The sequence below is a fragment of the Microbispora sp. NPDC004025 genome (genome assembly GCF_053604425.1).
Map to the genome: position 1 here is coordinate 121,068 of NZ_JBSGHN010000005.1, position 12,402 is coordinate 133,469.

At 71.2% G+C, this 12,402-nt stretch carries 11 protein-coding genes; 4 read left to right on the forward strand and 7 right to left on the reverse strand.

Annotation, left to right across the window (positions count from 1 at the left end):
- Positions 1-35 precede the first annotated feature (35 nt).
- Together ACWEQG_RS15900 and ACWEQG_RS15905 are read right to left on the reverse strand one after the other, a co-directional pair.
- A complete protein-coding gene (locus ACWEQG_RS15900; RefSeq protein ID WP_452285291.1) occupies positions 36-1,175 on the reverse strand; it encodes a cystathionine gamma-synthase in 1,140 nt (379 codons plus the stop codon).
- 117 nt (positions 1,176-1,292) lie between these two features.
- The gene (locus ACWEQG_RS15905) at positions 1,293-2,663 is read right to left on the reverse strand and encodes a cystathionine beta-synthase (RefSeq protein ID WP_363462242.1); all 1,371 of its coding nucleotides are present in this window, start codon (positions 2,661-2,663) and stop codon (positions 1,293-1,295) included.
- Between the two features lie 120 nt (positions 2,664-2,783).
- Between ACWEQG_RS15905 and ACWEQG_RS15910 the strand changes: the two genes are divergently transcribed.
- The 3 genes from ACWEQG_RS15910 to ACWEQG_RS15920 all read left to right on the forward strand — a co-directional run bounded on the left by ACWEQG_RS15910 (position 2,784) and on the right by ACWEQG_RS15920 (position 6,828).
- Positions 2,784-3,758 (forward strand): SGNH/GDSL hydrolase family protein, encoded by a 975-nt coding sequence (locus tag ACWEQG_RS15910; RefSeq protein ID WP_363462244.1) that lies wholly within the window; start codon positions 2,784-2,786, stop codon positions 3,756-3,758.
- 47 nt (positions 3,759-3,805) lie between these two features.
- Positions 3,806-5,170: an outer membrane protein assembly factor BamB family protein gene (locus ACWEQG_RS15915; RefSeq protein ID WP_452285293.1), complete on the forward strand. Its 1,365-nt coding sequence runs from the start codon at positions 3,806-3,808 to the stop codon at positions 5,168-5,170.
- 440 nt (positions 5,171-5,610) lie between these two features.
- The gene (locus ACWEQG_RS15920) at positions 5,611-6,828 is read left to right on the forward strand and encodes an acetyl-CoA C-acetyltransferase (protein WP_452285295.1); all 1,218 of its coding nucleotides are present in this window, start codon (positions 5,611-5,613) and stop codon (positions 6,826-6,828) included.
- Positions 6,829-6,876: 48 nt separating this feature from the next.
- On the opposite strand, the gene ACWEQG_RS15925 is transcribed toward ACWEQG_RS15920, so the two are convergent.
- The 3 genes from ACWEQG_RS15925 to ACWEQG_RS15935 all read right to left on the reverse strand — a co-directional run bounded on the left by ACWEQG_RS15925 (position 6,877) and on the right by ACWEQG_RS15935 (position 8,635).
- Positions 6,877-7,287: a PPOX class F420-dependent oxidoreductase gene (locus tag ACWEQG_RS15925; protein ID WP_452285297.1), complete on the reverse strand. Its 411-nt coding sequence runs from the start codon at positions 7,285-7,287 to the stop codon at positions 6,877-6,879.
- A gap of 158 nt (positions 7,288-7,445) precedes the next feature.
- Positions 7,446-7,664 (reverse strand): DUF4287 domain-containing protein, encoded by a 219-nt coding sequence (locus ACWEQG_RS15930; RefSeq protein ID WP_169983440.1) that lies wholly within the window; start codon positions 7,662-7,664, stop codon positions 7,446-7,448.
- Positions 7,665-7,849: 185 nt separating this feature from the next.
- Complete coding sequence (locus tag ACWEQG_RS15935) at positions 7,850-8,635, reverse strand: Bax inhibitor-1/YccA family protein (protein WP_452285300.1); 786 nt, start codon at positions 8,633-8,635, stop codon at positions 7,850-7,852.
- A gap of 407 nt (positions 8,636-9,042) precedes the next feature.
- On the opposite strand from ACWEQG_RS15935, the gene ACWEQG_RS15940 reads away from it, so the two are divergent.
- Positions 9,043-10,548, forward strand: a complete 1,506-nt coding sequence (locus tag ACWEQG_RS15940; RefSeq protein ID WP_452285302.1) for a sensor histidine kinase — start codon at positions 9,043-9,045, stop codon at positions 10,546-10,548.
- Between the two features lie 6 nt (positions 10,549-10,554).
- On the opposite strand, the gene ACWEQG_RS15945 is transcribed toward ACWEQG_RS15940, so the two are convergent.
- Positions 10,555-11,526, reverse strand: coding sequence for an asparaginase (locus ACWEQG_RS15945; RefSeq protein ID WP_452285304.1), 972 nt, complete (start codon positions 11,524-11,526; stop codon positions 10,555-10,557).
- Positions 11,523-12,353, reverse strand: a complete 831-nt coding sequence (locus ACWEQG_RS15950) for a Clp protease N-terminal domain-containing protein (RefSeq protein WP_452285307.1) — start codon at positions 12,351-12,353, stop codon at positions 11,523-11,525. The genes ACWEQG_RS15945 and ACWEQG_RS15950 overlap by 4 nt, the downstream gene beginning before the upstream one ends.
- Between the last annotated feature and the right edge of the window lie 49 nt (positions 12,354-12,402).

The following is a 12,402-nucleotide window of genomic DNA, read 5'->3' on the forward strand; positions in this document are numbered from 1 at the left end:
CGCGTCGGACAGAGCGCGGAGCGGGCGCGGAGATCTCAGCCGAGGGCCTCGGAGAGGTCGGCCAGGAGGTCGTCGACGGTCTCGATGCCGACCGACAGACGGACCAGGTCGGCGGGGACCTCCAGCGGCGACCCGGCGGCCGACGCGTGGGTCATCCGGCCGGGGTGCTCGATCAGCGACTCGACGCCCCCGAGGGACTCCCCGAGCGTGAACAGCTTGGCGCGGTTGCAGATCTCGACGGCGGCCTCCTCGCCGCCCTCGACGCGGAACGACACCATCCCGCCGAAACGCCGCATCTGCTTGGCCGCGACCTCGTGACCGGGGTGCTCGGGCAGGCCCGGGTAGAGCACCTGGACGACCTTCGGGTGCGACAGCAGCAGGTCGACCACGCGCTCGGCGTTGTCGCAGTGCCGGTCCATCCGCACGCCCAGCGTCTTGAGGCCGCGCAGCGTGAGCCAGGCGTCGAACGGCCCGGCCACCGCGCCCATCGCGTTCTGGTGGTAAGCCAGCCGCTCGCCGAGGTCGGCGGACCGGGTCACCAGCGCGCCGCCGACCACGTCGGAGTGGCCGCCGACGTACTTGGTCGTCGAGTGGACGACGACGTCCGCGCCCAGGCTGAGCGGCTGCTGCAGATACGGCGAGGCGAAGGTGTTGTCCACCACGAGCACCGCGCTCCCGTCGTGCGCGACGTTCGCCAGCGCGGCGATGTCCGCGACGTTCAGCAGGGGATTCGTGGGCGTCTCCACCCAGATCGCCTTCGTCTCCGGCCGTACCGCGGCGCGCACCGCGTCCAAATCGCCGAGCGGCACCGGGTCGAAGGTGACCCCCCATTCCTGGAGCACCCGGGAGAACAGCCGGTAGGTGCCGCCGTACGCGTCGTCGGGGATCACCACGTGGTCGCCGGGCTTGCAGACGGTGCGCAGCAGCGTGTCCTCGGCGGCGAGGCCCGACGCGAAGGCCAGCCCGCGCGCACCGCCCTCGACGGCGGCCAGCGCCTCCTCGAGTGCGGTTCTGGTCGGGTTGGCCGACCGGCTGTACTCGTATCCCGCCCGCAGGCCGCCCACGCCGTCCTGCTTGTAGGTGGACACGGCGTATATGGGAGGAACGACGGCGCCCGTGTGCGGGTCCGCCTCCTGGCCCGCGTGGATGGCCAGCGTCTCGAAACCATGGTTCATGGCGTCGAGCGTAGCCGCCCGGCCGGCCTGGTCCTGGTGGCGGCGCGTGAGCCGCGGCCAATGGCAGGCCCAGTGATCGGCTCGGTGATCGGCTGAGTGATCGGCTGAGTGATCGGCTCAGTGGTTGGCGAGGAAGGCCAGCAGGTCCTGGCGGGTGACCATGCCCACCGGCTTGCCGTCGTCCAGCACCACGGCGGCGTCGGCCTTCTCCAGCGCCTCGACCGCCCGGGCCACCGGCTCACCGGACCCGATCATGGGCAGCGGCGCGGACATGTGGGCACCGATCTCGTCCTCGGACCGCACCCGGCCGCGGTAGAGGCCCTCCAGCAGGTCGCGCTCCACGATCGAGCCGATGACCTCGGCCGCCATGACCGGCGGCTCCTCCTTCATGACCGGCAGCTGGGAGACGTTGTACTCCCGCATGATCGAGATGGCGGTGCCGACCGACTCGTGCGGGTGGACGTGGACGAACTCGGGCAGCCCCGGCGTCTTGCGTCCCAGCACGTCGCCGACCAGGCCTTCCTCGCTCGAGGTGGTGAGGAAGCCGTAGTCGGCCATCCACTCGTCGTTGAAGATCTTCGACAGGTAACCGCGGCCGCCGTCGGGCAGCAGCACGACCACGACGTCGTCGGGCCCGGCCGCCTGGGCCACCCGTACGGCCGCCACCACGGCCATGCCGCACGAGCCGCCGACGAGCAGCGCCTCCTCGCGGGCGAGCCTGCGCGTCATGCCGAACGAGTCCTTGTCGGAGACCGCGATGATCTCGTCGCAGATCCCGGTGTCGTACGTGGCGGGCCAGATGTCCTCGCCCACGCCCTCGACGAGGTACGGACGGCCGGTGCCGCCGGAGTAGACCGAGCCGACCGGGTCGGCGCCGATGACCTTCACCCGGCCGCCGGAGACCTCCTTGAGGTACTTCCCGGTCCCGCTGATCGTGCCGCCGGTCCCGATTCCGGCGACGAAGTGGGTGATCCTGCCCTCGGTCTGCTCCCAGATCTCCGGGCCGGTCGAGTGGTAGTGGCTCGCCGGGTTCTCGGGGTTGGAGTACTGGTCGGGCTTCCAGGCGTTCGGGATCTCACGGGCCAGCCGGTCCGACACCGAGTAGTACGAGTCGGGGTGGTCGGGCGAGACGGCGGTCGGGCAGACCACGACCTCCGCGCCGTACGCGCGGAGCACGTTGATCTTGTCCTGGGCGACCTTGTCCGGGCAGACGAACAGGCAGCGGTAGCCCTTCTCCTGCGCCACGATGGCCAGGCCCACGCCGGTGTTGCCGGAGGTCGGCTCGACGATCGTGCCGCCGGGCTTGAGCTCGCCGCTCCGTTCGGCCGCCTCGATCATCCGCACCGCGATGCGGTCCTTCACCGAACCGCCGGGGTTGAAGTACTCCACCTTCGCGAAGACCTGGGCGGGCGCGCCCGCCGTGACCTTGCGCAGCCGGACGAGCGGGGTGTTGCCCATCAGCTCCACCAGCGAGTCGTGTACGCGCACCGCGATGACCACCTTGTTTGCCGAAGCTTGTCAGCCTGCCGTCAGCCGGGGTTCCGGTAGGGGTGGCCGGAACTCGGCTAATTTCTCCCTCAAACCGTACCGTGAGCATGGGGAGGACGGGTGGTCCGGACGTCCGGCGCGGTGCGTGCCGCCCGCCGCATCGCCACCGCCGCCGCCGTGGGCGGAGGCGGGCTCACGGCCCTGGGAGCCGTGACGTACGGCCTGCTGATGGCCGAGGCCGTCCTGGCCCGGCGGATCGTGGGACAGCCGCACGGTCTCGACGGCCCTCGGGCCGACGGCGTGTACGGCGCCTTCCCCGGCGAGCCCATCCGGATGGCCGTGCTCGGCGACTCCACCTCGGTCGGCCTCGGCATGACCCGCCCCGAGGACACCCCGGCCGTCCGGATCGCGTACGGCCTCGCGGCCGTGGCCGAGCGCCCGGTCAGCCTCACCGTGGCCGGCCAGTCCGGCGCGGCGTCGGTGGACCTCGGCGTCCAGGTGGACCGCGTGCTGGAGGATCGGCCGGAGATCGCGGTCGTCTTCGTGGGGGCCAACGACGTGACCACCGCCACCCTGCCGGCCCGGGCCGTACGGCACCTGCAGAAGGCGGTGCGCCGACTGCGCGAGGCCGGCGCGGAGGTGGTCGTGGGGACCTGTCCCGACCTGGGCACCGTCCGCCCGATCGCCCAGCCGCTCCGGTGGGTCACCCGGCGCTGGTCGCGGCAGCTCGCCGCGGCCCAGACGGTCGCCGTCATCGAGGCGGGCGGGCGGACCGTGGCGTTCGCCGACCTGCTCGGGCCGGAATTCGACGCGAACCCGGCCGAGATGTTCGGACCTGATCGTTTTCATCCATCTGCCCGAGGTTACCTACAAGCCGCGTACGCAGTGCTACCGTCTGTATGCGCCGCGTTGGGGTTGTGGCCCGAGCCGGAACCCGTGCGCGTCGAAGGATCGCAATACCTCTTGGCCGCAATGGCCGTGGAGGAACCCGGCACCGAGGTCACCGCGACCCGTGTCGCCGGCCGGGCTGTCGGCCCCCACGGACGGTGGGCGGCGCTGCTCCGCCGGAGACCCGGGCCGCTTCCGAACGCCTAGAGCCGGTCACCTTCCGCGGCCGGGCCATCACCCCCTGTAGGAGCGAAATGATCCGGCCCCAGGTGAACCACGTGAAACCCGCTCTGGCCCTCGCCGCGACCGCCCTGCTGACCGGCGGCGCCCTCACCGGCTGCTCCGGCGGCGACGAGGCCGCCAAGGACTACCCGGCCTGGCACAACACGCAGGTGAACGCGGTCAGCCGGGCCACCACGGGCGGCGGCGTCGCGGCGACCACCTCGATGCGGCCCGACGGCTCCCTGGAGACCGTCGCGCTCGACCTCGCCACCGGCCGCCGTCTGTGGGCGCACCCCGCGACGATGGTGGGCCGCCTTCCCGGCATGGGGGTGCAGGCTCCCGCGACCGTGGAGACCGGCGGCGGGCAGGCCGCGGTGGTCGCGCTCGACCCCGCCGCCGACCGCAAGGGCGCCACGCTGGTGGCCAGGGACGCCCGCACCGGGCAGCAGAAGTGGGTCAGGCCCGTGCGGTCCACCTTCGGGCCGCAGCGCTGCGGGCCGTACGTCTGCGTCTCGGAGGACACCGCGCTCTCGTCCGCCCGCGTCGTGGTCCTCGACCCCCGTGACGGGGCCGTGAAGTGGCGCCTGCCCGGCATCGCCGAGGTCGAGTGGTCCGACCCGACCAAGGTCGTCCTGCTGAGACTCGCGTCCCACCCGGTGCTGGAGGCCCGCACGATCAAGGACGGCAAGACCGTCTGGCAGCTGCCGATCGAGCAGGCCCTCGGCCCGGGCGTCGACCTGAGCGGAGGCTGGGCCTTCGGCGCGACGGACGACAAGATCATCGGATACGTCGCGCCGTACACCAACCCCCAGACCAAGGAGACCTCGACGTTCGGCCTGTTCTCCGCGCGTCTCACCGACGGCGCCGTCGACTGGATGCGGCCGTCCGTCGTCCGCGTCTACCCCAGCGGCAACCCGGCGTACGCGCCGGTCGTCCGGCCGGTCGACGAGCAGGGCCAGTACGGCGGGTTCGCCCGGCTCGACGCCGAGACCGGACGGGTCCTGGGACAGATCACGCCCACGCAGGTCCCCGGCACCGGCTGGTGGCTGGCCTTTCCGCCCGAGATGAACAAGCTCGGCTTCCTCAAGCGCGACGCGCCCGGCTCGGTCTTCGACCTCAGCACCGGCGAGCCGACCCCGGTGAGCGGCGCGACCGGGTGGTCGTTCTGCGTGACCGACCCGAAGCCGCTGCCGCTGCGCGGCATGACCCCGGGGTTCTACTCGATCGCGGCGCTGTGCGAGTTCGACCTGGCCACGGGCAAGCGCAAGGACTCCTCCTCCGCGCCGCCCTCCTGGTTCACCGGCGGCCAGAACGGCTGGCGCCTGTGGCGCGACGAGAAGGGCGCCCTCCACGCCGTCAACGACGGCACCGCCACCACCCCCGGCATGTACGGCTGAGCGGGAAACACGAGCCCCCCGACGGCGGAGCGGGAAACACCGAGCGAGCCGGAGGGGCGCGCCGGCGGTCTGGACTGAGGAACGCGCGCAGCGAGGAACGAACTCCCGAACGACGAGGGCTGTGTTCCTTGCGCGCCTCCGGCACGACCTTGGCGGGAGTTAGCGCCCCGACGGCGGAGCGGGAAACACCGAGCGAGCCGGAGGGGCGCGCCGGCGGTCTGGACTGAGGAACGCGCGCAGCGAGGAACGAGCGAGCACGTGACGAGGGAAGACGGCGGGAGTGAGCGCCCCGACGGGGAAGCGGGAAACACTGTGCATTAGTACAAAGTTCTGGTGAGTGGGGCCCAGAGCGTGGCGGGCGGCGTACCGAGGGGTAACCTCCGGGGAGGAGGCCCCCCGAACCCTGGGTGGAGGGGCCCGAGATCAGGCAGGAGAGTCACATGCCCGAGGCAGTCATCGTGGCGACCGCGCGGTCACCGATCGGCCGCGCCTTCAAGGGGTCACTCAAGGACATCCGCCCGGACGACCTGACCGCGCAGATGATCCGCGCCGCGCTGGCGAAGGTGCCGCAGCTCGACCCGAACGACGTTGACGACCTCATGCTGGGCTGTGGGCTTCCCGGCGGCGAGCAGGGCCACAACCTGGGGCGCGTGGTGTCCGTACTGCTCGGGCTCGACAACGTGCCGGGCACCACCGTGACCCGTTACTGTTCCTCCTCCCTGCAGACGACCCGGATGGCGTTCCACGCCATCAAGGCGGGCGAGGGCGACGTCTTCATCTCGGCCGGCGTGGAGACCGTCTCCCGCTTCGTGCACGGCAGCTCCGACATGCCGCAGGCGCAGAACCCGCTGTTCGACGAGGCGAAGGCGCGGACGGAGGAGACCGCGAAGGGCGGGGCCCCCGTGTGGCACGACCCGCGTGAGGACGGCGTGCTGCCGGACGTCTACATCGCCATGGGCCAGACGGCCGAGAACGTCGCGGCGCTGAGGGGCGTCTCGCGGCGCGAGCAGGACGAGTTCGGCGTGCGCTCGCAGAACCTCGCGGAGAAGGCCATCGCGAACGGTTTCTGGGAGAGCGACATCACCCCGGTGACGCTCCCCGACGGCACTGTGGTGAGCAAGGACGACGGCCCCAGGGCCGGCACGACGTACGAGGCGGTCTCGCAGCTCAAGCCGGTCTTCCGGCCGGACGGCACGGTGACGGCGGGCAACTGCTGCCCGCTGAACGACGGCGCCGCCGCGGTGATCGTCATGAGCGACACCAAGGCCGCCGAGCTGGGCATCACGCCGCTCGCCCGGATCGTGTCGACCGGTGTCACCGGCCTGTCCCCCGAGATCATGGGGCTGGGCCCGATCGAGGCGTCGCGGCAGGCCCTCGCCCGCGGGGGCATGTCGATCGGCGACGTGGACCTGGTCGAGATCAACGAGGCGTTCGCCGCCCAGGTGATCCCCTCCTACCAGGAGCTGGGCATCGACATCGAGCGGCTCAACGTCAACGGAGGGGCGATCGCGGTGGGCCACCCGTTCGGCATGACCGGCGCCCGCATCACCTCCACGCTGGTCAACAGCCTCCGGTTCCACGACAAGTCGATCGGGCTGGAGACCATGTGCGTCGGCGGCGGCCAGGGCATGGCGATGGTGCTGGAGCGGCTGTCCTGAGCGACGGCGTCGACGCCGGTCCCGGCCAGCGCCGGGACCGGCGTCACGTCAGCCGTGATAGTCGGGGCCGGCGCGGGTGGGCTCGACCTGGATGATCATCCGCTTGTCCCGGATCATCACGGCGCGGTAGTCGTCCCAGTCCGGGTGCTCGCCGCTGATGTCGCGGTAGTACTGCACCAAATGCTCCATCGCGTCCGGCAGCGAGATGATCCGAGCGGTGCCCTCGATCTGCATCCACTCGCCGTAGAAGGCGTCGGTCATCACGGTGAGCACGACCTGGGGGTTCTCCCGCAGGTTGCGGGTTTTGATGGCCGTCTCGCGACTGCTGATCACGATGTGGCCGTCCTTGTCGCAGCCGACGGTCACCGGGGAAGTCTGCGGCCGTCCGTCCGGATACCGGGTCAGCATGACCGCTCGGTGGTTCTTCCTGACGAACTCACGCGCCTTGTCGAGATCCATAGAACAATGATGCGCCCGCACCGGACCGGTGCGGGCGCTCAGTGTTTCTTGAGGTCGCGTGCTGCTCGAGGTTGAGAGCCGAGCTCTGTTGCCCGGCGGGTCGCTGCTGGTGCTGTGTGCGCGAGACGGCACTGCCCCCTCCCGCGCTCCGGTGTTCGCTAGAAGCGGCGACGCCGCTCGTGCTCGAGGACGATCGCGGCGGCGTAGCCGTGGCTCAGCCCGTGCTCGTCGGCGAGCCAGTTGGCCCGCTCGTCACAGCGCAGGAACGACGGGCCGTTGTCGATGGCTTCGAACCACTCTGGGAGTTCTCGCCCGGTTATGGACGGGACACGGGCGATCAGCTTGTTCTGGGTCTCCGGTGAGTGGTTCAACGACATGGGCACCTCCACGGAAAAGGCGGCTTTGTGTCACAGTGCATCACCGGTCCGCGATTGACAAGCCCTCAGCGGCATAGATTTGTTACAAGATGTTGATCGAAAGTTACGGTGCGGATCACCGGATCCTGCTATAGCACGACAAAGGCGCCGCTCCCGAAGGAACGGCGCCCCTTTCGCCCGTACGGCTAGTCGTTGCTTGTGAAGTAGCTGATGAAGCGGAGGATCTCCAGGTAGAGCCAGACGAGGCTCAGGGTCAGGCCGAACGCCATCAGCCACGAGTAGCGCTCCGGCACGCCGGCCCGCACTCCCTGCTCGATCTCACTGAAGTCGAGCAGCAGGAAGAAGCAGCCCAGCAGGATCATCGCGACGCTGAAGATCCAGCCGATGGGGCTGTCGGTGCGCAGGCCGAACCCTCCCGTGAGGAAGAGGCTCCCGATCCAGTTGAGCAGCATGAGACCGACCGCGGCGAACCCGGCGGCGATCACGAACTTGGCGAACTTCGGCGTCGGCCGGAAGATCTTCAGCGTGTACACCGCGAGCGTGCCGCCGAAGGCGACCATCGTGCCGAGCACGGCCTGCAGGACGATGCCGTCGGTGGCCTCGTTGTACATGTGGCTCAGCACGCCGATGGCGATGCCGTAGCACACCGAGTAGCCGAGGATCAGCGCCGGATTCGTGCTCTGCTTGAACGACACGATGAGCCCGAGGATCAGGCCCACGATCATCGCCGGCGCCGCGAGCCCCCAGCCGAGGTCGAGGTACCAGGCCAGGGCCGCCGACACGATGAGCGTGCCGAGGGTCATGAAGCCGCGCACCACGACGTCGTCGATCGTCATGGTCCGCGCTCCCGGGGGAGCGTACGAGGGCGTGGCGTACATCTGGTTCAGCTGCTGCACGCTGGGCGTCGGACCGGCCCACGCCTGCTGACCAGCCGCCCCGCGCCGACTGAATATGGGGTTCTTACTCTCCATTCGCTTCCTCCAGGACGCGACTCACTGATCAGCCGCTGCGCGGCCTAGTGGGGATGGTGCCCGAGGAGCGGTGCCCCTACAAGTGGGAGCGCCACTCCACCACAGTGGGAACGATCAGGGTTTCGCGCGAGTTCCCGCCGATGCCCATGGAAATTCGCCCGTCCCCGCCAAGCAGAGTACGAACTTGAACAATTCCTTTACTTGATGTCTTCAAGTCTAGTGCTACCGTGGTGCGGAGCCGAGAAGTAGCGGCCTGACCAGGCAGAACCCTAGTGACCACTCCGCCTGCCGTTGCGAGCCTCTCATTTCGAAACAGACAGGCACAGCACGCCGTCGGGACGGCCACGTCGATCACACGGAGGCGACCGCCCGCCGCGAGTGCCGCAGTCATCGCAAGGAGGACGGCGATGAACGCCAGCGGCCCATCGTTACTGCGGAGGTTCCGGCCTCATTCCATCCGAGGGCGGATCACCGTCCTCGTCACGGCTCTCGCCACCCTGCTGCTGATCCCCACCGGGATCCTGGGCAGCGTGCTGGCCCGGCAGGCGTTCGCCACCGCGGTCTGGCTCGACGCACGGCAGGAGGCCGCGCTCACGGCCGCCGCGTGGCGCAGCGGTCATCTGCGGGACATCATCACCCCGCAGGTGGCCGGGATCAGTCTGGTCCAGGTGGTGGCGCCGAACCGGCGGGTGCTCGCCGCCTCGCCCGCCGCCCGGGGGATAGCCCCGATCAGCTCCTTCTGGCCGTCCCAGCAGGATCCGATGCAGGACCTGCAGGCCTGTGTGCACGACGGGATCGGCTGCCTGCGCCTGTCGGCGCTCCGGGTGACGCCCGGGCCCGACTCCCCCGTCGTCTACGCGGGACGCCCGATCGACGGCTTCACCCCCGTCGCGATGTTCGACCTGCTCTTCACCGTGGAGGTGGCCGTGCTCGTCCTGCTCACCGCATGGGCCACCTGGGTGGTCGCCGGACGCACCCTGCGGCCCGTGGAGGCCATCCGCAGCGACCTGGCCGCCGTAAACGTGCACGACCTGGACACCCGAGTGCCCGTACCGACCGGGGACGACGAGATCGCGCGGCTCGCCCGCACCGTGAACAGCACGCTCGCCCGGATCGAACAGGCGAAGCTGACCACGGAGCGGGCGTTGCGGCGGCAGCGCGAGTTCGCCGCGGACGCCTCGCACGAACTGCGCACTCCGCTCGCCGGCCTGCGCACCCAACTCGAGGAGGCGCAGCTGCATCCCGACGAGACCGATCTGCGGTCGCTGCTCCGGGACGCGCTTTCCGACGTGGAGCGGCTGGAAGGGATCATCGACGACCTGCTCCTGCTGGCGAAGGTGGGGGCGACCGCCCCGGACCGCAAACCCGTGGACGTCTCGGCGCTGGTCAGGGACGAGGTCGCCCGCCGGACGGACCGCATCCCCGTGCGCCTCCAGCTGGCGGACGGGGTCAGGATGCACGCCGCGCCGCGCCACCTCGCCCGTCTGCTGACCAACCTGCTCGACAACGCGCAGCGGCACGCCCGGAGCGTGGTCGAGGTCGGGCTCCGGCGTGACGAGGGCTACGTCGAGTTGTGGGTCGGCGACGACGGCCCGGGCGTCCCGGCGAGCGAACGAGAGAGGATCTTCGAGCGGTTCGCCAGGTCGGACACGGCGCGCAGCCGGGGTCATGGGGGCACCGGACTCGGCCTGGCCATCGCCCGCGACATCGCCCGCGCCCACTGCGGCACGCTCGTGGCCGCCGAGTCGCCGTACGGCGGCGCCATGTTCGTGCTGTGCCTGCCGGTCTCCGGCTGCCCGCCGAACACCGACACCACGGCCGCGCACGCCGGGAGCCGCCTCGCCCCCAGCCCGTACGCGGAGACCGCGCAGCTGGAGCTGGCGCCGGGACCGGCGAACGAAGGGCACGCCTGACAGCGGTCAGAGGCGGGCGAACCAGTCCCGCACGGCCTGCCGCCCGCCTCCGCCGAGCGCCACCATCAGGGCGGACCGGGCCTTCACTGCGGCCAGCCCGCGTGCCCCGATGGCGCCGACCTTCGCGGCCAGCCCCAGCCCCAGCGGCAGGTCCTCCAGCGCGACCGGCCGGGTCCGGCACCGCGAGGCGACCACCACGGGGATGTCCCACTCCGCCAGTTCGCCGATGGTCGCGAACAGGGTGACCGGGACGTTCCCGGCGCCGGTGCCCTCCAGGACGACACCCCTGGCGCCGGCGTCCACGACGGACGTGAGGAGCACGGGGTCCATCTCCGGGTACGTCTTGATCAGTGCGATGTGCGTCTCGGGCTCCCCCCGTGCGGCCGGGGGCCGTGGCGGCGGCGTGGCCGTCAGCTCGGCTCGCCCGTCCACCACCCGCCCGAGGATCGGCGCGGGCGCGGAGGACATGGCCGCCACGCCCGTAGCGTCGGTCATCGTGACCCAGCGGGCCGCGTGCAGTTCGTCGTTGACGCAGACCACCGCACCGGCACCGCGGAGAGCGGGATCGGCTGCGGCGACCAGTGACGACGCCAGGTTGCGCGGGCCGTCGCTCGACAGCTCGTCGAGCCCGCGGACGGCCCCGGTCAGCACGATGCCGCCGCGCGGTGCGGCGGGCCCGGCGAGCAGGTCCGTGAGAAAGGCGGTCTCCTCGATCGTGTCCAGGCCGTGGGTGACGACCACGCCGTCGAACCCCTCGTCGAGCAGGGCGGCGCGGGCCCGCCGGGCCAGCCGCAGCATCGTGGAGGGCGAGGTGTCCCAGCTCGGCTCGGCCTGGACGTCCTCGGTCACCACCTCCACGCCGAGGTCGCCCGGTACGGCCGCGAGCAGGTCGGCGGCCGTCGCGAGCCCGGGGCGGCTCGTCCGGCGGGCGTACGCCATGACGTCGCCCGTGGCGACCAGCAGCACGCGTCCGCTCACGAGGCGCCGTCCTCGGCGGGTGCGGTGACCCCCGCGTGCTGCTCGAGCCGCTCGATGCGCCGCAACAAGGGAGCGATCTCCTGCCGGACGAGCGCCGCCACGATCTGCGCGGCGTTCTGCGGCATGTTCTGGGTGGCGCTCTGAGAGGCGTCCGGAGCGGCGCCCTGCCCCTGGGCCCGGAGGTGGACGTAGCCGGCGAGCGCGGCGCTGACCGCGCGCCGCGCGAGGCGGGGCTCGGCGCCTCTGGCCCGCAGCACCTCCCCGGCCACCCCGTCGGGCTCCGCGACAAGGCCGAGCAGCAGGTGCTCGCACCCGATGTAGTTGTGCCCCAGCGCGTGGGCCTCGGTGACCGCCAGTTCGAGGGCGTTGGCCGCCGCCGCGTCGAAACGGCTCGGACCGTCCTCCCGCGTTCCCCCATCCCCGGGCGTCTGCTCGGGGCCCGCCGCCCCGGCTGGTGCGGACGACCGGCGGCTCGCGAGGTCGCGTTCGAGCAGGGTGGGCTCGATCTCGATGGCGCGCAGGACGTGGAGGGCGAGGTTCTGGCCCTCGGCCAGCATCGCGGCGAGCAGATGCTCGGTGCCGATGCCGGAGGCGCCCTCGGCCCTGGCCCGCTCCAGCGCGAGCCGGAGGACCGCGCGGGTCCTGTGCGTGAAGTGCGACAGGCGGGGGTCGTCGAGCTCGAATTCCCCGAGGACGCTCTCGCGGATGGCGGCCACCCGGCGGACCGCCTGCTCCAGTGCGCGCTGGCAGATCGCGGACACCGGCAGCGCCGCCTCCTTGACCGCCTCCGCGAGATCGTCCGGCAGGTAGACGTTGATCTTAGGCATGCCCTATTCGTACCCCCAGTGGGGGCATATGTCTATAACCCCACTACGG